Origin of the sequence: Bacteroides sp. MSK.20.82 (assembly GCF_019052485.1) — a bacterium.
Taxonomy (GTDB): Bacteria; Bacteroidota; Bacteroidia; order Bacteroidales; family Bacteroidaceae; genus Bacteroides; species Bacteroides thetaiotaomicron.
In genome coordinates this window covers 43598-67147 of sequence record NZ_JAHQUN010000014.1, presented here as the reverse complement: position 1 = coordinate 67147, position 23550 = coordinate 43598, and the positions used below count along the sequence as shown (strand labels likewise).

Annotated in this window: 13 protein-coding genes; 3 read left to right on the top strand and 10 right to left on the bottom strand. The window is 41.1% G+C overall.

Annotated features, from left to right (window positions below; all coding sequences use genetic code 11):
• Window positions 1–108 precede the first annotated feature (108 nt).
• The 3 genes from KTR07_RS14170 to KTR07_RS14160 all read right to left on the bottom strand — a co-directional run bounded on the left by KTR07_RS14170 (window position 109) and on the right by KTR07_RS14160 (window position 8271).
• Window positions 109–4257: a hybrid sensor histidine kinase/response regulator transcription factor gene (locus KTR07_RS14170; protein WP_217315444.1), complete on the bottom strand. Its 4149-nt coding sequence runs from the start codon at window positions 4255–4257 to the stop codon at window positions 109–111.
• A gap of 235 nt (window positions 4258–4492) precedes the next feature.
• A complete protein-coding gene (locus KTR07_RS14165; RefSeq protein ID WP_055230182.1) occupies window positions 4493–6514 on the bottom strand; it encodes a DUF2264 domain-containing protein in 2022 nt (673 codons plus the stop codon).
• Complete coding sequence (locus tag KTR07_RS14160) at window positions 6511–8271, bottom strand: BNR repeat-containing protein (RefSeq protein WP_113747898.1); 1761 nt, start codon at window positions 8269–8271, stop codon at window positions 6511–6513. Before KTR07_RS14160 ends, KTR07_RS14165 begins: the two co-directional genes overlap by 4 nt.
• Window positions 8272–8482: 211 nt before the next feature.
• On the opposite strand from KTR07_RS14160, the gene KTR07_RS14155 reads away from it, so the two are divergent.
• Complete coding sequence (locus KTR07_RS14155; RefSeq protein WP_113747897.1) at window positions 8483–9484, top strand: family 43 glycosylhydrolase; 1002 nt, start codon at window positions 8483–8485, stop codon at window positions 9482–9484.
• Between the two features lie 36 nt (window positions 9485–9520).
• Window positions 9521–11527 (top strand): glycoside hydrolase family 127 protein, encoded by a 2007-nt coding sequence (locus tag KTR07_RS14150; RefSeq protein ID WP_113747896.1) that lies wholly within the window; start codon window positions 9521–9523, stop codon window positions 11525–11527.
• Between the two features lie 117 nt (window positions 11528–11644).
• Here KTR07_RS14150 and KTR07_RS14145 read toward each other — a convergent pair whose 3' ends face one another.
• The 5 genes from KTR07_RS14145 to KTR07_RS14125 form a co-directional block, all read right to left on the bottom strand.
• Window positions 11645–12496 carry a TonB family protein gene (locus KTR07_RS14145; protein WP_048696025.1) on the bottom strand — a complete coding sequence of 284 codons (852 nt, stop codon included), beginning with the start codon at window positions 12494–12496 and terminating at the stop codon, window positions 11645–11647.
• Between the two features lie 115 nt (window positions 12497–12611).
• The gene (locus KTR07_RS14140; protein ID WP_048696017.1) at window positions 12612–13571 is read right to left on the bottom strand and encodes a BT_3044 domain-containing protein; all 960 of its coding nucleotides are present in this window, start codon (window positions 13569–13571) and stop codon (window positions 12612–12614) included.
• A 31-nt stretch (window positions 13572–13602) separates the two neighbouring features.
• Entirely contained in the window at window positions 13603–15678 is a 2076-nt protein-coding gene (locus tag KTR07_RS14135) for a RagB/SusD family nutrient uptake outer membrane protein (RefSeq protein ID WP_016269774.1), read from the bottom strand.
• A gap of 24 nt (window positions 15679–15702) precedes the next feature.
• Window positions 15703–18810, bottom strand: coding sequence for a TonB-dependent receptor (locus tag KTR07_RS14130; protein WP_048696015.1), 3108 nt, complete (start codon window positions 18808–18810; stop codon window positions 15703–15705).
• Window positions 18811–18841: 31 nt separating this feature from the next.
• Window positions 18842–20248: an IPT/TIG domain-containing protein gene (locus KTR07_RS14125; RefSeq protein WP_048696013.1), complete on the bottom strand. Its 1407-nt coding sequence runs from the start codon at window positions 20246–20248 to the stop codon at window positions 18842–18844.
• A 216-nt stretch (window positions 20249–20464) separates the two neighbouring features.
• Between KTR07_RS14125 and KTR07_RS14120 the strand changes: the two genes are divergently transcribed.
• Window positions 20465–21325 (top strand): AraC family transcriptional regulator, encoded by an 861-nt coding sequence (locus tag KTR07_RS14120; protein WP_008767033.1) that lies wholly within the window; start codon window positions 20465–20467, stop codon window positions 21323–21325.
• Between the two features lie 76 nt (window positions 21326–21401).
• On the opposite strand, the gene KTR07_RS14115 is transcribed toward KTR07_RS14120, so the two are convergent.
• A complete protein-coding gene (locus KTR07_RS14115) occupies window positions 21402–21791 on the bottom strand; it encodes an L-rhamnose mutarotase (protein ID WP_081030174.1) in 390 nt (129 codons plus the stop codon).
• Between the two features lie 11 nt (window positions 21792–21802).
• On the bottom strand, window positions 21803–23446 hold the full coding sequence (locus tag KTR07_RS14110; RefSeq protein ID WP_016269770.1) for an alpha-L-fucosidase: 1644 nt from the start codon (window positions 23444–23446) through the stop codon (window positions 21803–21805).
• Window positions 23447–23550: the final 104 nt, after the last annotated feature.

Here is a 23550-nt window from a genome sequence, read left to right as displayed (position 1 = left end):
TTCAGACGACCAATGAGAGAAAGAATCTCATTTTTTGTGTACAGGAAAAAAGATTCTTCGTCGTTATACTCCTCTGAATGACAGAGGCTATGATGGACCAGACTTAATCTACTTCTCTACATCTTGAATAAACCGTTCAATATAATCAGTCGGCAGCATCCCGAACTCTTTCTTAAAACACACACTGAAATACTTCGGATCATTAAAACCTACGATATATGCCAATTCTGAAACACGAATATTATTTCCCTTTTCTTCCATGATCCGGCAGGCAGCTTTCAAACGCACATTGCGAATAAAAGCAGAAGTATTCAAACCTGCCAAAGATTTCAGTTTCTTATATAGAGTCGATTTACTGGTAATCATTTCTTCGGCAAATTGTGTCTGGTCAAATGCAGCATCTGCCAAATGATTATTCACGCATTCAATGGCACGCTTTATAAAGTCTTCATCCAGACTTGTATAATTCAAGTCCTTTACTTCAAACACCAATTGATTCTTGAAGTCGCGTGCCGTGCGTTCCTTATACTTCAGCAGGTTACGGATACGGGCATGCAACACCGTCAAGTTAAAAGGCTTGCTAATAAAAGCCTCCGCACCAGCTTCATACGCTTCTGCACGGTCTTCTTCCTTATTCTTGGCAGTCAATAGAATCACCGGAATATGGATGATTTCCAAATGACCTTTTACGTACTTACAGAATTCGATGCCATTCATTTCGGGCATCATCACATCCGATACAATCAGGTCAATATCCTCATTCTCCAATACCGTAATTCCCTCTTTCCCATTTTCGGCAGTAAAGACATTATAATCACGGTTCAGAAGTTTAGTCATCAATTGCAGCAACTCCTCATTGTCTTCGACCAGTAAGATAGAATTGGCTTTCTCCGCCACTTCTTCTACTTCATTGGCAGCTTCCACTTGCGTGACTTCATAAGTCACCGTCTTCTGTATCGGCAAGATTGCTTCATTATCTATTTGTTCTTCTTCATAATAAGAACGGTCAATAGGAATCCTCACGATGAACTCTGTTCCCTGATCGACTTCACTCTCTACTGAAATGGTTCCTCCGTGCAACTCCACCAAATCTTTTGTCAGGGAAAGTCCGATACCGGTGCCGATAGTATTGAACTTTCGATAATCTCCTTCGTAAAAGCGTTTGAACAGCATTTTCTGTTTCTCTTTTGAAATGCCTTTCCCGTTATCCTTCACTTTCAAGAGCACAAAATCTTTATTTTCATCATAAGACAAAGTTACTTGGATAAATCCGCCTTCCTTATTGTATTTAGCAGCGTTAGACAACAGATTATATAATATCTTATCCAATTTATCTGTATCGAAATAGCCGACAATAGCTTCCGGGTCGCAAAGTACAGAGAAATGTATCTTTCGTTTCTTCACCAGCGGTTGAAAACTTTCAGTCTCTCTTTTCACAAAATCCGCTATATCGCCCGGAGAAACACGCAATTTCAAATTTCCTGTCTCTGCTTTACGGAATTCAAGAATCTGCTGCAACAATCGTATTAATCGCTGTATATTGCTATTCATCACCGTATATAAATCATTATGACTAGGTGCCTGTGTCTTCAACTCATCCACCGTAGCCGAAATAATAGTCAACGGAGTTAACAGCTCATGCGTAATATTAGTAAAGAACTGCAATTTCGCATGATTCAATTCTTCTGCTTTTGCTTTTTCTATTTCACGCAGGCGCAATGCATTCCGAAGCAACATACGGTTCTTTGTTGTACGGTAAATCAAAATTCCTACGACCAACACCCATATTATATATAACAGATATGCCCACCAGGTAGCCCAGAACGGAGGAAGGACTACCACTGTCAATTCACGCACATAGCCACTCCATTCTCCGTTCTCATTGGTTGCTTTCAACTGAAAAGTATATGTCCCGCTCGGCAGATTGTTATAATAAGCAAAGCGGCGGTCTGCATCCGTATACTGCCAATCCCTGTCAAAGTTCTGTAGCCGGTAAGCATATCTGTTTAGTTCGGGATTCTTATAGGTAAGGGCGGCAAATTCAATACTAAAATTATTGTATTTATGAGGAAGTTCAATCTTACTGGTATAGGTAGGCATTACCGGTGAAATCTTTTGTTGCAGTTCGACCGGCAATTTACTGAAAGAATGATTGAATATTTTAATATCTGTTATCAGGAAATTGGTTTCCTGAGAAGGTATTTCCATTTTATCAGGAAAAAAACTGTTGTACCCCTTATGTCCTCCAAAAAACAATTCTCCATTTCGACTACACGATGAATTGACTATAAAGTTATCCTGCAACCCATCGGCAGAAGTATAGATATGGGTTGAGAAATCATTTCCAACAGCAGCTACATAAAGTTTCACTAGTCCGGAAATCGTTCCCAGCCATAAATTACCACTTTTATCTTCTTCTATGCTAACGATAACGTCTCCCGGAATACTATATGCACGCGTTTTTTCCTCAAATTCTCCTTTGTTACGATTATAAAGGTATAATCCTCCTCCCTCAGTCCCTGCCCACAATCGACCAAAACGATCAAGATGTATACACAAGACTGTATTCGTGATTAGTTTACGATTATGAAAACTATAATTCTCATATTTCAATGTGGAAGGTTGACGGACATCCCCCGTTATATGAATCACACCCAAATTAGAAGTTGCCAGCCAGACACTGTTATCCATATCCTTTATGATATCTCTTACATATATCCAGCCTGCCGACAAACTATCATTAAAGTTCATCGTTTCAAAGCGATAGTCTGTACCGTCAGCCAATCTGACCCCTATTCCTCCTCGCGTGCCAACCCAGCAATTCCCTTCATAATCTTCATATAAAGCCGACACACAATCAGAAGTAAGGAAACCGCTATTCTTTGTAGTCAAGTGTTTTACCTTTTCACCTTTCCGATATACGTAGATTCCTCCATTATACATACCAAACCAGATTTCACCACTCTTCTTACGCTGGGTAACTGCGAAAAGGGATGGCAAATCTTTTAACCCCGAAAATTCCGGTATGTGCGAATACATCTTTAGCTTTCCTGTTTCATACTCTCTACAGGCTAGTCCGTAAGTTCCTACTCCAATCCATAGGTTTTGATCTGAATCAGCAAATAAGGTACGAACGGAAGTTACCGGAATATCTTCATCTCCAAAGTTAAGTGTATATAAAGCAAATGTAGATTGACGTGTATCAGCCATCAGAACTCCTCCCCCAATAGCCCCTATCCACATATTCCTCTGAGCATCACGCATAATCGAGTTAACCTCGTCAGAAGGAATACGATAATCTGTTTTTCCCGATTTATAATTAATAAATGCGTCCGGTTCATCAAGTTTTAAGATACTCAACCCACTACGTGTACCAACCCACAGGGTGTGAGTATTGATATCTTCTGCTATATCATATACTATATTATCAGACAAACTGGAATCATCACCGTTCTCATGCAGAAAACGCTGATAAGACACACGTTGCATATCTTTAGGATTCTGCAATTTAAAAAGACCATATCCCCAACTCCCTACCCAAATATCTTTATTACTATCTTCATAAATTACATGAGAAGAATATTGGTCATTGATTTTCGGATATATTTCCACTTTATCTGTGGATGGAGAATAACGAAATAAGCCTTGTGCCCAAGTTCCAATCCAGAGATCGCCATCTGAATCTTCTAATAATGATTTTATGGTAACATACCGCAGTCTACTATCTCCAAAGTCATCTCCACAAACTACAAAAGTATCTTTCTCTGCAACATAACGACATAAACCGTTATCCGTCCCCACCCAAACTGTATTATCACGAGTCACACACAGAGCAGACACTACATTGTTAGAAAGATATGGTGCTTTATACTTTTTTATTTCTCCGGTTCTTTTATCCATCACGTTCAGTCCTTCCGATGTACCAATCCAAAGATTATTATTATTATCATCAACCAAACAAGTGATGCTATTGGTAGTCAATAAATCCGGAGAGTAAAGATTGGATTTATAAAGAGTGGTCTCATAGCCATTATACTGGCAAAGTCCATTACGAGTAGCGAACCAGATAAATCCATCTTTATCTTGATACACTTTTTGTACTTCATTTGTCGGCAAGAAATATGGAGCAGAAAGTTGCTTAAATTTGAGGTTGTAGATGACATCCTCTGTCGCCAATAACAAAGCAGACTTCAAAAGCAAAAACAAAATCAAAAAACTCAGCTTATAATAAAGGATAACGATTCGCGTGTTTTTCATATGATCATATTTTGTTCGTTAAATACAAATATAATACTTCACAACTGTATATACGACCAAAATTATGAATAAAAAATTTAATAAACAACGATTAGACAGTTCTAGCTTTACAGATATACTGATAAGTAGAACTTTTTGAAGGGAAATTCACCATATAGGCATTTAAGACTCATCACTATACATAAAAAAATACAGTGGAAAAACACTTCCACTGTACATTTCTCATATTTTAAAATTACTCAAATAGAATCGTTTTTATCTCTTTCGTATCCAGACGCACTGTCACTTGTTTCTTATCTTCCGAAATTTCTATCGACCGGACCGGATTCAACTCTTTCTTTGTAAAGCCATTCTTAGCTTCATTCTTCTTCCAAAGTTGAAGTGTCATATAAATCTTGCTACCAGCCAATTTATCAGAAGCCATAATCAAAGCACACTCATCACTGACAGGATGTAACCCTTTCGGATACGATGTATATAGTTTATCCCATCCAGCCAATGGTATCATAGCCAGTTCATACTCTCCGTTATCAATAACCGGAATATCCAGCTTGCCGACCCTTCGGGATGTTTCTTTAAATACACCATTCAAACGAGGCAGTGAATAATGTCCCAAACAGATTTCCGTCGGTTCGGAGACCGAAACTTTATCCACTCTCAAGATTCCGTTCGGTAGCGGAATATCGGCCAGTTGATATCTTACTGTACTGTCTGTTTCAAGTACGGCATCACGGCGATAGATACCGTCTTTAAAACTTTGGAACGTATAAAGCCGTAATACTTCCCACTCGCCTTTCTGATTCTTTGTTCCGTAATTCATGGATATTTCTCCGTTCTTACCATCCGCCATCCACGGGAATTCCGTATTGTAAGCCAATTTGTTATAATTCTCCGTACTACGAAACTTCTGCCAGTCCTTTGCAACAGTTTCATGGCACCATGAGCGCATCTCAGCGCCTCCGCTATTCGGATAATTCGTAATCAACAAATTGGTTCCCGGCTGAAACTTATTATAGACATTCCCTTTTTTCAGTTCTTTATCCCAAGGACCGTTATTTTCGGTAGCAGACCAGAAGTCTGAGTTTTCCGGTAACAGCAAACTCAAAAAAGCTTTTCCGCACCAGTATACACTACCCCGACAACTATAAATCTGCACAGCAGGAGCAAACGGACCATAAAATCCCATCGTTGGAACCCCTTCTTCCAGAAATTTCGGATTTTCCAGAAATTGCAGCAAAGTAGAAGAAGCAATCCTCCTTATCCAGCCATAATTTACATCGCCACTTTTATCATATTCCCATAGAGACAACGGGGCAGTCGCTGCAAAACGATAGCAGATGCTTCGTCCCCACATATTCATCTTACCATCCCGGCTAAACATATATGGATAGTTAGCTACCATATCATGCTGGTTTGCCATGAACTGCTGTGCCAACTGGGGAAATTGCTTCTTGCCAAACATTTCTGCCCAAATGGGACCGTATGTCTGATAAGCCCACGCACTGTAATAATCATAAGCCGGAGCATCATTGTACCAGCCTTCACCCCGATAACGTGCCAGCAGTTTCTTCAAATTCGACTCCAGATAGCTCTCATCCACTGCATAGCCCTGATCTTTCAGAAAACTTAAAATAAAGACATTAAAGAACATCCAGTTAGAGCCGATGGTCGGTCCTTCTCCGTAGCTCAGCATGGTTACAGCAAGCGAATCCTTTTGCGCTTTTGTCAGCGGGTCCCACAAAACAGCCTGAGCCGCTTTCATTGAAATAGCCAAAGACCCTAACTCCAGTAACGTCTGACTAGGTCCTCCTTTACGATGAGGAATAAAACTCGGACTTTTCGGATTAGAGATACCGACTAATTGGTGCCGATAGTAATCTGCTACTCTTATTCCATTCATTACCAGTTCCGGATTATCTTTCAACAGGGGTGCTGCAATAAATAAGGTTCGTGCCAGCCCCTCCAGCTTAGCAACCGGAACTTGGCCGTCATTATTGGGATATGTTTTGTCCAGTTGCTTCGGAAAGTACATCTGGTCATCCAACGTATGGATATAACCGAATGCTCCTTTCAGCAGATACTCACCCGCCTGTATCCAGTGTTGACGTGTCATTCCCGTATAAGGACTCTTTTGAAAGTCAGGCTGCTGTACAGTAAACACACTCTCCTGAGCAATGGCGACTGACAGTTCTGCCAACGGGAGAACAAATAATAAAAGAACTCCTATCACAAAATCTCTTAAAACTTTCCTTCTCATTGTATTTCTATTTTTTGATCCAGCAATCCGTTAATATACACACATAATACTCCCTTCTTATACTCCAGCTCTAACTTGAAACTCCCGTACTTTTGTGGAGTGTACCACTCACCGCCTGTATTGCGCGAAGTTGTTTTCCAGCAATCAGATGTTCCAAGTATATTTGTGCTAGGATATACCTTTCCGTTATATCTAACTTCCGGTTTCATGGTTTGTCCGTTCAGATAATATTGAAGATCGCCCAATTGTAAAAGGCACCCTTGATAATTGTCCGCATCCAGAGTGACCGTTTGTTCCAATACAAAAGCCACCTTCGGGTTGAACTTAAAATCCTTCTCCGCTACAACATTTTTCTTTTTCTTCGCACCCGGGAAACCTTTAAAATCACAGGCAATCCCTGTGCAATAACCTTCCGGATACCGTGAACTGACAATCCAATCGTAATAATTGCCATACATCCATGTGAGCCGCAAAGGCGTATTTTTTGAATCAGGTATTATATAAGGACGGACATTATTCTGCTGCGAGTCTTGCGTAACCGCTTCTGTAGAGACCACCTCCCCGGCCTCGTTCAAGATAAATTTCATGATCTCGTAAACCTTCCCTTGCTTTCCTTCCACAGGCAACGAGCAATAAACATGATTCGTATTCGACGGATCTATAGTCATACCGGCACTGTAACATTTCTCCAAGTTTGGTGTCTGGTGAAAATGACCACCGGCGTTGCCAAGGAATGTCTTCTTCCATTCGTGTCCGTTCCACTTCGCATAATAGTAATCATGGGAATTCTTATCACTGCTGATTCGTACCATTGCAATGACCGGATTATCATTCTCATCCAAAGCAACCTGCCATACCCAATCACGTGCGGATGGATTATCTACCAGAGTAGATGGATACTGACGCACATAGTCACCCGTCTTATTCACTTTAAAAGTACCGTCAGCAATAGTCGAAAGAGTATTCCCCTTAACATCCTTCAACTGCAAAGAATGAACATCTATATAATTAAAGTACAAAAAATTAGGATTCTCATTATCCGGATGACCGGTCGTATAAGCAAAATAAATTTTATCTTTCCCATTCGACATATACTTGGCATAAGGACGGGCCCCGGTAGACTGTACTATCTGATACGGTCCCCATTCCACCGCCACCTGATCATTCTGATCGGGCAACGACAGCTTGGCGATAGTAGGGTGCCAGCCAATCCCCCGCCAACATAGATAGATATGTTCCGGATCATCCGATAAAATAAACGGGGACGGATAGGTGGTATTGTCCTTTGTTTTAATCACCTTTTCCTCTCCCAATGTCGTAATATCTCCGGGAATGCGGGAAATACGATAGTAGAAACAAGGCTCATCCGTGTGACGGGAATAAAAGATCATAATCCGTTCATCCGGCAATACCAAAAACGTCGGATTATTGTGATCATCCGGCTGAAAATAAGAACGGATCAGTACCTCGTCCTGTCTTTTATTTTTAAAGTCATACTGCATCGCTTTAATATTGCCGTGTATATCAATATAGCCGATATATGTCTTGTTTATTGTACCTTTTTCATTCTCATAATGCAATGCGCGCGGATCAGCAAACCAACACCAAGCTCCTTCGGAAGTTACTTCATACACTTGAGAAGATGCTACATTTTTATCACTGCCGGGATTTACAGTGTCAACTTCGTGTCCCTGCACCGACAGCAAATGACAGAACAAATATAAAATCAGAAAAGGTAAAATCAGCTTTGCTCTCATGGTAACCAACTATTTTTTAGATTCAGCGCAAAAATAATGCTTTAGATACAAAAGGACATCCGAATACCGTTCATTAAAGTCCAAATTTAGATCATCTTCTCTATTATGAATGATAATTACCCTCCTTTGACAGATATGTAACCTTTTTATTTAGGTGGATCCCCTATCTTTGTCGTACTTATAATATAACAAAAATCTAACTGTAAATATCATGAAGCATTTATTTACCAAAATCTTTCTATTCCACTTATTACTCATCGGAGCAGTACAAGTAACGGCACAGAATAAGAAATCCGGTAACCCTATTCTGCCGGGGTTCCATGCCGACCCCGAAGTTCTGTATTCTCATCAGACAAAACGCTATTATATTTACCCCACCAGTGACGGATTTCCAGGATGGGGCGGAAGTTATTTTAAGGTCTTTTCATCGAAGAATTTAAAGACATGGAAAGAAGAGACTGTGATTCTGGAGATGGGCAAAAATGTGTCTTGGGCAAACGGAAACGCATGGGCTCCCTGCATCGAAGAAAAGAAGATAGACGGGAAGTATAAATACTTCTTTTATTATAGTGCCAACCCGACGACCAACAAAAGCAAGCAGATAGGAGTTGCCGTAGCCGACTCCCCCACCGGACCTTTCACAGATCTGGGCAAACCTATCATCACCTCTTCTCCCACAGGACGGGGACAGCAGATTGATGTGGATGTATTCACCGACCCCGTATCCGGCAAAAGCTACCTCTATTGGGGTAACGGTTACATGGCAGGAGCCGAGCTCAACGACGACATGCTGTCCGTCAAAGAAGAGACAACGGTAGTATTAACTCCCAAAGGAGGGACTTTGCAGACTTACGCATACCGTGAAGCTCCTTACGTTATTTATAGAAAAGGAGTTTACTACTTCTTCTGGTCTGTAGACGACACCGGTTCCCCCAACTACCACGTTGTTTATGGTACCGCCCAGTCACCACTCGGTCCGATCGAAGTAGCCAAAGCCCCGATAGTACTCATTCAAAATCCAAAAGAAGAAATCTACGGACCTGCCCACAACTCTATCCTGCAAGTACCGGGAAAAGACAAATGGTATATCGTATACCACCGTATCAACAAGAACCATCTGAATGACGGACCGGGCTGGCACCGCGAAGTATGTATTGACCGGATGGAATTCAATCCGGACGGAACAATCAAACAGGTAATCCCGACACCATAACACCACAACAGAGATTCATACTAAAATAATACCAAGATGAAAAACGTTCTGACTGCGACATTCCTGACCTGCATCTGCATAACAGGCAGCGCGCAAATAAATCATGGATATCCTATAGACCCTGTCCCCTTTACTTCCGTTAAAGTGACGGACAACTTTTGGGGACAGCGCCTTCAAGCAAGCCGTGAAGTAACCATCCCTCTGGCATTCAGCAAATGTGAAGAGACGGGACGTTACGAAAACTTTGTAAAGGCAGCACATCCCAGCGATACCTACAAAGTAGAGGGCTTCTCTTTCGACGATACCGATGTATACAAAACAATAGAAGGAGCCAGTTACTCTCTGCAAACCTATCCGGACAAGAAACTGCAAAAGTACATTGACAGCGTACTCGTCATTGTTGCCGGAGCACAGGAACCGGACGGTTACCTTTATACAGCCCGCACCATGAACCCGAAGCACCCGCACAACTGGGCAGGAAAAGAGCGTTGGGTAGCGGTAGAGAACCTGAGTCATGAGTTCTACAATCTGGGGCACATGATAGAAGGAGCTGTAGCACATTATCAAGCTACCGGAAAACGAAACTTCCTCGATATCGCCATTAAATATGCCGACTGTGTCTGCCGTGAAATCGGCAACGGCCCTCAACAGAAGAAATACGTACCGGGGCATCAGATAGCCGAAATGGCTTTAGTCAAACTATACATGGTGACGGGAGACAAAAAGTATCTTGATCAGGCAAAGTTCTTCCTAGATACCCGTGGATATACCAGCCGGAAAGACGCCTATAGTCAGGCACACAAACCTGTGGTAGAACAGGATGAAGCCGTAGGACATGCCGTACGTGCCGTATATATGTATTCCGGCATGGCAGATGTGGCAGCCATCACCGGAGACAGCAGCTACATCAAAGCGATAGACAAGATTTGGGACAACATCGTTTCTAAAAAGATTTATATAACCGGAGGCATCGGTGCACACCATGCAGGCGAAGCATTCGGCAACAACTACGAGCTGCCTAACCTGTCCGCTTATTGTGAAACCTGCGCCGCTATCGGCAATGTATACATGAACTACCGTCTTTTCCTGCTGCACGGAGACGCCAAATATTTCGATGTCCTGGAACGCACACTATACAACGGTCTGATATCGGGTGTATCACTGGACGGAGGTTCTTTCTTCTACCCCAACCCGCTGTCTTCTAACGGAAAATACAGCCGCAAACCTTGGTTCGGCTGCGCCTGCTGCCCTTCAAACGTCAGCCGTTTCATTCCGTCATTACCGGGATATGTGTATGCCGTGAAGAACGATCAGGTATACGTGAACCTTTATCTTTCCAACAAAGCCGAGCTAAAGGTAGACAAGAAAAAGATTCTGCTGGAACAAGAAACCGGCTATCCCTGGAATGGCGACATCCGCCTGAAAATAACGCAGGGCAATCAGGACTTCACCATGAAACTCCGTATCCCCGGCTGGGTACGCGGCAATGTACTTCCCGGTGATCTGTATTCTTACGCCGACAATCAGAAACCTGCCTACCAAGTATCCGTAAACGGACAGACAGTAGAAAGCGATGTCAATGATGGCTATCTCAGCATTGCCCGCAAATGGAAAAAGGGAGATGTGGTAGAGGTACATTTCGACATGATCCCCCGAATAGTAAAGGCAAATCCAAAAGTAGAAGCCGATCACGGACGTGTTGCCGTTGAACGCGGCCCCATCGTTTATTGCGCAGAATGGCCGGACAACAGATTCAACGTCCACAGCATACTTCTCAACCAGCATCCGCAATTCAAGGTAACAGACAAACCGGAGTTACTTTACGGCATCCGTCAGATAACGACCGATGCGCAGGCATTAAGTTATGACAAAGCTGGAAAACTGGTAACTAAAGACGTAGAACTCACACTGATACCCTATTATGCCTGGGCACATCGGGGCGAGGGTGACATGGAAGTATGGCTGCCTATCGATGTAAGCGCCACATCAGCACAGCCACAGGAAGCGGGAAAATGGGAAGATAACGGATTCTTTAAGAATTAATAATAAGCTGAGTCGAAGATAAGAAAGTACAGAGAACTTTTTAGGCACGGATTTCACAGATGAACACGGCTTTTATTCATTAAGACCGTGTAATCCGTGAAATCCGTGCCTAAAATATCAATCAGCCATTATCTTCACATCCGGCGAAGGGGCCCGGAACCAATATTCCGTCACTTTTCTTCCCTGTCCCGGAACCGTAAAAGACAACTTAATCAGATTATCATGCAATCGTTCCACACTGATTTCATTCTTTACTCCTTGTATAAAAACCGGATCAACCGATTTTTCCACCATCTCCACGTAAGTGCCATCCGATGGCAAACTGTACTCTCCCTGACAATAGATGATGGCATTTGACCTGCCGTTCATACCGGCTGTCATTATATTCATGAATGTCTGATCAGGCGATATGATCTTTATAACAGGCAATAACAGAATTTTATATCCATGTTCGCCCGGTTGCACAACACAACTCTGCCATACTCCTTGCAAAGACCTGTTTTCTACTTCCTGCCCGATAGGTACTACAAGTTCGGGGAAAGTAGGTCTCTGTGCCTCCGGTCTGGACAGATTAAACATTATCGGAGCTGTAAAACGTACTTTCACTGCCTCGCCTCTATCCATTCCCGGTTTCCATTTCGGCATTAATTTCACTACGCGCAAGGCTTCTTCGTCCAGCAAGGGATCGATTCCTCTTACAACTTTAGCCTGATCCAATGTTCCGTCTTCCATTATGACAAACTGTACGATCACACGACCGGAAACGCCTTTCTTCTGTGCTTCTACAGGATACTTAATATTTGTAGTCAAAAACTTCATCATCGCCTGCATCCCACCCGGAAACTCCGGCATTTGATCGGGCATCAGATAAACTCCATCACTATCTACCTTCTCTACAGGCTTTTGTTGGGCAAGCGAAGGCAGGCATACCAACAATGCGATAAACAAACCGAATAATTTTGTGTTCATGGCTATCATATTTTAAGGTTAAACAATACCGCAATATAGTGTATTTTTATTAAAACACAGCAATATTCGTCTGTTTCTTTTCGCATAATGAAAAAATATCTATAGTCGCCAATCACTATTTACTTATGATAGATTCGGCTCTTAAAGTTTCACGCACAACCTTCCAGCCTTCACCATTATCAAAACGATAATATAAGTAAAATTGCTTTTCTTCTGGATTATAATAGTTCCGATATCCATATGAGCCATCATTGGGATCAGAACTTGGAGATAACATTTCAACTTTTAATCCATTCTCAGAATCGAAAGCAGATATCAGCACTTGGTTATCGGCATCTACAGTGATTACCATCGAATTTTTGTTGATTGTTTCTTTGGTATCATTCGCATCGTAAATTTGTCCGGCAATGTAAGTGCGTATCTTATTATATGCCAATGGCATGATAATTTTAGAGTCGAACGGCATTACGACATCATCCATAAAGCCGGAAGAGGCATAGTAAGTGGGTGTCTTTTGGGATGCATACTGATTCTTTTTATAAATTCGGAATAATACATTCCTTTTTTCTTCATTGATTTCGTAAGGTGTTGCCTCTTTAATGCGGAACGAAAGAAAGTAAGCAGAGTCAACGGATAGTTTTTCAATGATCGATGTCTTTATTTTCACTTGTAATTTTCCCACTTCATAGCTGGGGTTCACTCCTGCTTTTATTTCAACGATAGAAGATAAAAGTGAATAATCCCCGTCCTTCAGCTCACGGGCATATTTATCTGTTTCATCCATGTAGGTATTATAGTTATATTCCGTCAACAGCTCCGGATCTTTTTCTATGTTCAGATGCACATCCTGATCTATAGGATTAGTGCCGCTTACTGCGAAAGGCTGCACGCCTATGATATCTTCTTCATTATTCAGTTCAAATTCAGCGTGAAATATTTGCTCATTGTCGCTGATTGCATAGATCATTTTCTTGTAGCGTTCATCCTTGAAGAACTCGTCGCCATTGGAGCATGCCACCAAGCTTCCCCCACATAAGATTGTCAAAAAAGCTATATAAATATATTTTGTTTTCATGGTTATTTATGTTTTAATACGAAGTAAATTATTAATTCTCCCAGCCCGGGTTTTGGTCGAGATTTTCTACACGACGTACTTCAGCTTTGGGCAAGGGTAATAGGATCAGTCTCTTATCTATCACGCGATTTCGGTTGTTAACCTGATTCACAGGAATCGGATTCTGATAATAAGTATATTTATCTCCTCCCAAACGCATTCCATAAACACCAGCTTTTTCAGTCTCTTCATATATGCCCCACCGACGTACATCAAAGTATCTGCGGTTTTCGCAAGCGAATTCGATCATATATTCTCTCTTGATGATGTTGTCCAAAGTTGTTTCATCTGATGCGGCTTCTGTGTCAGATAATCCAGGCAGACCGACGCGATTTCGTATCGGGTTGAAGTATTTTTGTATTTCAGTTGGAATACGTTCGACTGTATAGCTTTGCGGAGCATTATTTCCACCATTGATTGCGGGTAATTCGACGGTATAGCTTTTACTCAGGTGATTTATTGCTTCTACATATCCTAATAAAATTTCCGCATATCGGATGATAGGAAAATATTTGGTAGTTCGCATACTTCCGGTTCCTATCCATGCGTCGTCCGCATGGATCCATTTAGTCAGCACATATCCTGTTGCCGGATAATCCAGAGGATTGGTTATGGCGGAATTTTTCCCGGAAAACAGATCGCGTCCTGAAGTTACCATTTGATGATACCACGCCCTATAAGGGCCATATTGTTCTTGGGTATTGGAACGTGCTGCCCAGTAACGTCCGGAGTAACCTATTGTAGCATAAAAACGATTCTCTCGGTTTAGATACATACCGTATACTCCCATCGGAATAGTGTAGCCGGAGAACTCCTCTGCACTGGTGGAAAAGTAATCATCGGTCACTGTACCGTTTGCTACATGATATGGATATTCTTTACTTGCATCATTTTTATCTCGTCCATCCACCATATAATAAGCGTCTACCAGTTTTTGAGTAACGCAGAGGTTGTTCCATCCCCCCATTGCTTTTTCCGTCGGGAAACTGCATTGTGTCATGTTTGCCATAGCATCCGACTGTCTACCCCAGATAAATTCTGGATTTTTACTGCCTATCGTTTCTCCGGTGAACATTTCTGAATAGGAACGATAATAGTCGATATTCTGAAAATTGGGGTCAGTGATTGTCACGGAAGCCGGCAATGCTCGGGGAGGCATGCTTGGATCGATGGGAGAAGTATGCAATTTGTATTTGTTCATCTCAATGACACGTTTACATGCTGCAGCTGCTACTGCCCAGCGTGTTTCATCGTAGTTCAGATTCACATAGTTGGCTCCGTCCACTGTCCGCTTCCAGTTGCCGAAAGCTGTGCGTGCGGCCTGTCCGCCATTATATAACGGACTTGCTTGTTGCAACCGCAGACGAGCTATCAACGCAAAAGCAGCACCACGTGAAGGACGTCCAAAAAAAGTCGGATTTAAGTCTATAGGCATATATTTGGCAGCAAGTTCCAGTTCATTACAACAGTAATCCACACATTCGTCATAAGTCGAACGGGAATAATTGTAAGTTTCAGGTAATTCATTATTGGGTAAGATATCGTCACCGAGTATAATGCACGGACCATAAGACTGGATCAGATTGTAATAAGCATAACCACGCATCATGTGGGTGTAGCCAGTGATTTCCTCATCTTGTATTGTATTCATGTGAGCCTCTCCTTTGCGTGCCAGTATGTAGTTACATTTACGGATCACTTTATACATGGACGACCATATATTCATGCTATAGTTACCGATGTTATCGGCATTAATAGTTCCCAGAATGTAGGAGAGTCCGCGAAGGCCATGCTCCGGATTCTGACTTGAGAAAGCTTCATCCGTAGCCATCGGACCGGGAGTGACCGGATCAGAAAGGATGCGGCTCTCGTCGGGGAACTGATCTGATGTTCCCCACATATATTGTACCAGGTACTCGTATTTAGTAAAGATACTGTCAAACTTCATTGTATCGTCAAAATAGTCGTCGACTCTTAAAAAATTGCATGAGGTGAATCCTCCGGTTGTAAGTATCCCAAGAAATACGATGAATAGGTTTATTGATCGGTGTGATATATACTTTTTCATAATTTTGTTATTTAATGATCATGTTTAGAAATGAACAATTGCCTGGAAACTAACGCGGCCCGGAATCGGATAAGCACGTCCATTACTTGTGGCGAGTTCCGGATCGAATAATTTAACGCTGTCCCAAGTATGCAAATCGTTTGCTACCACAGCGAGATCGATCGAATTTATTCCAATACTTTTTAATAAATTACAGTTCCAGTTATAGTTCAGACTGATTTCATCGAGCCGTAAATATTTGCGATTACCTTTCCAGAATGTAGATGCCTGCGCATTGTTCTGATTGCTACCGTAACTTAGCCGCGGGAACATGGCATTGGGATTTTCTCTCATACTGGCTGGTATGCTGGGATCGTCATAATCGGCCGGAATCCAACGGTTGGCAGGATTGGCTGCAATAGTGAGTACATTGCCCAGTTTACCATCGTAGAAAGGAATATATCCCACATTGTTACTTCCCCATGTCCATATTTTGTAATAGTCTGTGTTACCTATTCCACTGAAACGTACGCCTAATGTCAGCTTTTTCCATCGAAATTCTCCTCCGAAGCCATACATCAGACGCGGGTAATCCTGATAACTGACCGGCACCTGGTCGTCACTGTTAACAACACCGTCACCGTTTACATCCTTATATTTGATATCTCCCGGCAGGTAGCTTCCAAAATCTTGTTTCGGACTGTTGTTTATCTCTTCCTGATCCTTGAAAAGTCCTAAAGCGATATAACCTTTCATGTAGCCGTTAGGGCGTCCTGTTGCTGATGTATATTCATACTTGGTATCTCCTTCTTCATAGTAGTTCACCTTATTGGTAGAGTATGTGAAATTAGCACGAAGCGTGAATTCCATGTCTTTATTGATGCGTTGGTTGAAGGTGATATTGCCGTCGCTACCCCAGCTTACCATGCTGCCCACATTACCGAATGGCATGTTTACGAGTCCTACAAAATCAGGAACTTGTTTGCGTTCTTGGAAAATTCCGTCGCGAGTATCTCGGAAGAAGTCTATTACAAACTCAAATTTATCGAATAATTTACCTTCCAAACCTACGTCAAACTTCTTTGCTTTTTCCCATTCCAGATTATCTGCCCCGATCGAGTTTTCCCAAATACCTCCCTTGGTATACTTCCAGTTTGTGGTAGCGGAACCATTTACATTTATACTAGTCAGATATGGAAAACGCTTGTCGGTGATACGGTCATTACCAACTAAACCGTATGAAGCACGGACTTTAAAATAATTCAACCATGGCATTTTATCTTTTGTCCATTGATAGCTACTCGGTACCCATGCACCAGATATGGATGGAAAGAATCCGAACTGGCGTCCTGGCTGGAAATTCTCGGAACCTGTATAACCGAAGTTGCCGTCGACTATATACGTATCATTATAATTGTAGCCGACTTTAGCGGAAAGTCCTTGATAACGAACTGGGATAGCCGACATCGTGTCATTGGCATCAGTTGACCGCTTTTGATCACTCATTTCATAATGCGCCAGTGCCATAAGCGTGTGTCCGTGTCCTAAATCATGTGCCCAGTTCATGGTAGCCTGAAGGAAGTATTTGCGGTATTGCATTTCCCATTTACTGTACTGGGTCGTTATGCGTTCGGTCTGGCGCTTTCCAGCAAGTTCTCCAGTTGCATTACGCTTATCATATGACCACAGTTCGGGGATGATGTAGCGTGTTTCATGAAAAGCGTTGTCGTTGGTATACGCTCCTTGTATATTCAGCTTCAATCCTTTAATCAGCATACCCAGGTCCTGATCTAAACTTAATGTATAGGTAGAAGTGAATTCTTCTTCTTGTTTCAATCCTGTGTGGTTCAGAAGTACATAAGGGGACATTTCATCTGTCACTCCATTGGCTGAAGGAAGCATTCCGTTAGAGTAAACCACTGGTATGGTAACCGGAGTAAGTTTGCTGCAAGCAGACCAGATCAGATTAGTATCTGCGGCACCCGGCAGATTTCTGATTGTTTTATTGGCATTGACACCAAAATATAATTTGGTAGTTTTAGTTAAATCTATATCAATATTAGCACGTAGCCCAAAGGTATTATATGCCAAACCTTTAAAATATTTACTGGATTTATCCTGTTGGTAAGCAGAAGTCTCGTTAGAACCATTTAAGCTGATAAAGTACCGTGCTATACTACCACCGCCCCGGGCACTCAAATAATAGGTTTGTTGCCAATAAGACCTTTTGAGAACTTCATCCTGCCAATTGACATCCGGATATAAATCCGGATCCAGGCCGTATTTAATGATATCCAGTTCCTGATTCGTATATTTAGGATCATCGCCACGTACTACGAGTGCTTCATTCGCCAATTTCGCATAGTTATATCCGTCACAATATTCCGGCAAGCGCTTTAGCCATGATATAGTAGCATTTGCACGTGCGGTAAAACTCAGTTTTTCTTGTTTTCCCCTTTTGGTGGTGACAAGTACTACACCATTTGCTCCACGTACTCCATACATGGCTGTTGCCGAAGCATCCTTTAATACGGAGAAGCTTTCAATATCAGCCGGGTCTACATCATTTAGGCTACCTTCCAGACCGTCAATGAGAACAAGTGCTGATGCGTTTGCTCCAAATGTTCCGATACCACGTATCCAGAAGTCTGAGATATTTTTACCCGGTTCGCCACTGCCTTGTGTCGAGATGATACCGGCAACTCGTCCTCCCAGCATATTAGCCAGGCTAGTGGCAGGAGTCTGTAATGTCGCTACATCTACGGAAGTGACGGCACCTGTCGTTGTTATTTTACGAGTCTTGCTTCCATAAGCTTCTACTACCACTTCATCAAGTGCACTTACATCCGGTACTAATTGGATAACCAGTTTTTTTTCAGTTTTTAATGCTAGATACTCGTGTCTGGCATATCCTATAAAACTGAACTGCACTTTATCTCCACGATCGACTTTCAAAACGAATTTTCCGTCCATATCGGTATTTGTACCTATGCCTGTTTTATCTTTTACATATACGCTGACTCCCGGGACAGGCTGTCCTGTTTCATCTTGGACTATACCGGATATCTCAAACTTTTGCTGTGCTTGTGCCATTATGGTAATGGAGCAGAAAAACAGCATAAGATATATTCTATTTGTTATATAAGCTTTCATTTTTTCTTCTTTAAACGATTACTACTCATCATTACATAAATGCCAGTTTCATTATTACTTTATTACCTGCATCTGCAATGTAAATGTCATTTTCGGGAGTTATACAGATACCATAAGGTCTGTTCATTCTTGAAACTGTAGGATTTCCGGCAGCATATCCGGATTTCCCGCCTATTCCTGCTACGGTACTCATTAATTTTGTTTCCATATTGTACATACGTACACAGTTATTGTTGGCATCACAAATGTATATCACCTTTTCTCCGGTTTCAGGGTCGTGCATTGACAAAATCTGTTGAGGATTGTTCAATCTTGCCACAGAAACGTGTCCATCTTGATATGCTCCTGGTCCCTGTATGCCGCAGACATCTGTCTCAAAGCCGCTGTCTTCCGGATTCTTTGTCAAATCAATACAGGTTATTTTGTTGTATTCATTCAAGGCACAATAAATCTTGGTCGGGTCGTCGGGGTCTGTAGCCAGACATGCATCTGATTTGGCAAAAGTGGTGACATAATCGTAGACACGATCTTCAAGTTTGAAACGGAAGAATTGACCTTGCCACGTCCGGCAATAGATAAAACTTTCGCCATTAGCATCTGTTGCACGAGCATAGGAACACATATACTCCAACTTCTGACCGCTTGGTACCGGACGATATCCTTTTGCCTGATAACTGGCGTCGGGAGCAATCAACTTCCTTTTCACAAAAGACCATGAATCCTTAGGATCAACTTCCCAAAAAAATGGAGCATGGTGCGCACAGAAGTAAACCTTCTCTGTTTTTTCATCATAATACGGAGTGCTAGGCGAACCTCCGTTTTCAGTAGATGCCCCATAATCCAAAAACTTAGAGTAGTTCTCAGGTTCATTAATATAAATAAGACTGCCACTTTGACCTGTATTTTTATGGTTCATATATATGACGCCACTGGGATCGCACGCTAGATGCTGCATACTATTGGCAAATGTTGTGGTTTCCAAGCTTCCTTCTACAAATGTTTCTGTATTGGAGTTGAGCTGTCCGGCTACATATATCAACTGATAATTCTTTTCATAGGCGAAATGCTTTTCTGCGAAAATAGTATCGGTGGTGTTACCGTTTAAAAGCATACCTATCTTACAATCATCACCCGGGAGCTTCGGGACATGAACCAGTACCCGATCGCCGGATGCTCCTACAACAATCGCTTCTTTTTTATTAAAGAATACACGTACCTTTTTAGGGTTGTTGCCAAAGTTTTCACCCTGGAGGATTACTTTATCAAAGTATCCGCCTTCCTGGGGAGACAATTCGCTAATTCTGACCGGAAGATTAGGGTTATACCCGTCTTCTTCTTTGTCATCGCTGCATGAAACAATTGTAAACGCTGTGGTCACAAAAAGAAAAGTTCGGAGTCCAATAAGAGGAAGCCATGTGTTTTTTCTCATACTTTTCATAAATATTCCTATTAGATTATATACCGCAAATGTAACAACTCGGCAGTTCACATTGTAGGACTAATACGATTTAGAGTAATACAATATCGACATGAACGACTATAGTAGGATTTATTATAAAACAATATCGATATATTATTTAAAATTATCGACATCAAAAGAATTATATTTATTTTTTATATATCTTTATCTTCACATTAATAAACCCTATATGCTATGGCTTCATTTGTTGATAAATTGCACCCGCTTGTTTTGAACATAGGTTTGGCTATTCATAATGCCGATTGGAACTGGAAAAATGTCAATAGCCCTTTTACACGTTTATATTATGTGACAGAAGGTACTGCACAAGTCTTAATATCGGGTAAAACTCAGATTCTAAAAGCTAACCACATGTATTTTATTCCAGCTTTTACCAAACATAGCTATATCTGCAACTCTTATTTTTCCCACTATTATCTGCATATATATGAAGAACACCAGTCAGACAGCAACTTACTGGACAATTGGGATTTTCCAATAGAAATCCCGGCTGTCGAAATAGATTTGGCATTATTTCAGCGGCTCTGCACTATAAATCCACATATGACCTTACAGAAATCAGACCCGACTTCTTACGATAACAATTACACCCTTATGCAGAATCTGCTAAAAAACAAACAACGGACCTTGTCTGATAAGATAGAATCAAGAGGTATCGTATATCAATTGCTAGCACGTTTCCTAAAAAGAGCTCAAGTAAAAATGGAATTGAAAGACAATCGGATAGAAGAAGCCATTCACTATATCCGTAAACATATAAATGAAACTATTGATTTAAGAGTACTCGCTGAGAATTCCTGTTTATCAAAAGACCATTTTATTCGTCTATTCAAAAAAGAGACAGGAGATACCCCCTTAAAATACATTAACCGTAAGAAAATAGAAAAAGCTCAACTCATACTAATAACCGATGATATGTCAATCAAAAATGTTGCATTAAATCTTGCTTTTGAAGATTATTCATACTTCAACAGGTTATTCAAAAAAATCACAGGTATTACTCCCCAAGAATATCGCACCTCTTATCACTCTTAAGCAGAAAAAAAGGAATAGCAACTTTCACACTATTCCTTTTTTCTCAACACGTAGTAAACGATTACGTTATCCTCAACTAATCTTCATACAGATAAAACATACGTTCCATCAACTTCCATTTTTCAGCAGAAGAACTCAAACACGGACAGTCTTGAAATTTAGACACATACTTTTCCCACTCAGCCTGCCGCGGAAGATTAGACAGTTTATCCATAGCTATCTTCCAATCAAAGTCCAGTGGAGTTTCTATAATCATAAAAAGTTGTGATCCCAATATATAAATTTCCATTTCCAGAATCCCTACTGCACGTATCCCCGCCCTTATTTCCGGCCATGCCTTTTCTTCACTATGTATCTTACGATACTCTTCAATCAGAATCGGATTATTTTTAAGGCTTAAAGTTTGGCAATACCTCTTTGTAGGCATGCTATACTCTTTCATTTTGTATCCCTGAATAGACGACATAGTAATAACTTTTATTTTCTAATTTTCAAGACAGGGGCTATATTCTTCAACGATTTAGCGGGTATATCAACAACAAGTCCCTTATCAGTACGTGTAAAAGATACTTTTCCGTAACCAAGCAACTCTACTCTGCCTATTTTAGTGGGATATAACCCGTTACCTTCCGCTAAAGACCTAATTAAGATTTTCCCATCTTCAGGCCATCCTAAAACTGTAGCATACAAATTTTTATCTGTTTGTGTAAAACGTATTTCCTTTGCATCAGCTTTACTATAGGCCCATTCGTTAAACCCCTGGGCGTTGAGTTGAACATCTTTATCCGCTATAGGTCCCTCACCAAATATTTTCCATGGACGCGTTTGATAGATTGCTTCCTTATTGATATTCATCCAATTACCAAATTCATTCAATATCTTTTCTTCTTTTTCATCAAATGTACCATCTGCACGCAACGGGACACTCAGAAGTAAGTTACCATTTTTACTGACAATATCAACTAACAGCTTCACTACGTCAGCTGCCGACTTATATTGATTATTATTATAAATAGACGTATTATAATGCCACCCGCCAAGGCACGAACATGACTGCCAAGGTTCATCTATTATTTTATTAGGAGCTCCACGTTCTACGTCCCATACCAAAGCTTTACGTTGATTTGCATCAAGAATCTTACCAAACATTACGGCATTCAATTTACCCTTTTGCATTGACATATTATGATTATAAAAATGAGCCGCAATTTTTAAGCCTGCATCACTTATAGGATAAAAAGGTGCAACAGTTACATCAAAATACAACAAATCCGGATTATAACGGTTTATTACATCAAGTGTACGATTATAGAAATTAGTGCAATATTCCTGTGTTGGTAAACAAACTCCATTTCCCCATGCCCATTGCCTATGAATTGTACCATTATCCCAACTATCCTGACTTAACGGATGATTCTGAGCATACAAGTCCTGAGGATCATATCCTTCCCACCACTTTCCTTTTCCATCAGCTTTCGTTAATTTCCCATCATACGGAATACCTTTTTTAGGACCTTGAGTATCGTGTCTTTGGGAAGTCTCATACCAACTCCAAGCATGGTCTGCATGCAGACTGACCCCAAAATAAAGTCCATGTTTACGCGCTGCTCTTTCCCATCCTTTCAATATATCTTTTTTAGGCCCCATATTAACCGAGTTCCATGGTTGATACTTACTATCCCAAAGGTCCATATTATCATGATGGTTACCCAAAGCAAAAAAATACTGAGCACCTATTTTTTTATAAAATGCAACCAACTTATCGGGGTCCCATTTTTCAGCCTTCCATAACGGAATAATATCTTTAAAGCCAAATTCAGAAGGATGACCATAGTTCGCTATATGATGTCGATATTCAGGCGAATTTTCCATATACAAAGAACGAGCCATCCAATCGCCAGATCCTTCCACACATTGGGGGCCCCAATGAGCCCAAATACCAAACTTTACATTTCTAAACCATTCCGGTATTTTATAATTAGCCAATGATTCCCAAGTAGGCTGGAATTTCCCTTGCATCATAGGTTCATCTTGCTCCGAAACAGGAACCTGATAGTTTTGAGCAGATAAAGTCTCCGTTATAAATAACAAGGATAGTAATAGTAATTTTTTTGCTTTCATAAATATTACGATTGAATTATATAATGCAAACGTAGCGCTTTTTTAGTAGAAAAAAATAGGATGAATACGATTTACAATAAAACAATATCGACATTTAAAACAAT

Excerpts from the sequence above, each read along its gene's own strand:
- KTR07_RS14125 (WP_048696013.1), bottom strand. The coding sequence starts at position 20,248 with ATGAAAAGTATGAGAAAAAACACATGGCTTCCTCTTATTGGACTCCGA.
- KTR07_RS14140 (WP_048696017.1), bottom strand. The coding sequence starts at position 13,571 with ATGAAAACAAAATATATTTATATAGCTTTTTTGACAATCTTATGTGGG.
- KTR07_RS14170 (WP_217315444.1), bottom strand. The coding sequence starts at position 4,257 with ATGAAAAACACGCGAATCGTTATCCTTTATTATAAGCTGAGTTTTTTG.
- KTR07_RS14145 (WP_048696025.1), bottom strand. The coding sequence starts at position 12,496 with ATGAACACAAAATTATTCGGTTTGTTTATCGCATTGTTGGTATGCCTG.
- KTR07_RS14150 (WP_113747896.1), top strand. The coding sequence starts at position 9,521 with ATGAAAAACGTTCTGACTGCGACATTCCTGACCTGCATCTGCATAACA.
- KTR07_RS14130 (WP_048696015.1), bottom strand. The coding sequence starts at position 18,810 with ATGAAAGCTTATATAACAAATAGAATATATCTTATGCTGTTTTTCTGC.
- KTR07_RS14110 (WP_016269770.1), bottom strand. The coding sequence starts at position 23,446 with ATGAAAGCAAAAAAATTACTATTACTATCCTTGTTATTTATAACGGAG.
- KTR07_RS14165 (WP_055230182.1), bottom strand. The coding sequence starts at position 6,514 with ATGAGAAGGAAAGTTTTAAGAGATTTTGTGATAGGAGTTCTTTTATTA.
- KTR07_RS14155 (WP_113747897.1), top strand. The coding sequence starts at position 8,483 with ATGAAGCATTTATTTACCAAAATCTTTCTATTCCACTTATTACTCATC.
- KTR07_RS14120 (WP_008767033.1), top strand. The coding sequence starts at position 20,465 with ATGGCTTCATTTGTTGATAAATTGCACCCGCTTGTTTTGAACATAGGT.
- KTR07_RS14135 (WP_016269774.1), bottom strand. The coding sequence starts at position 15,678 with ATGAAAAAGTATATATCACACCGATCAATAAACCTATTCATCGTATTT.
- KTR07_RS14115 (WP_081030174.1), bottom strand. The coding sequence starts at position 21,791 with ATGTCGTCTATTCAGGGATACAAAATGAAAGAGTATAGCATGCCTACA.
- KTR07_RS14160 (WP_113747898.1), bottom strand. The coding sequence starts at position 8,271 with ATGAGAGCAAAGCTGATTTTACCTTTTCTGATTTTATATTTGTTCTGT.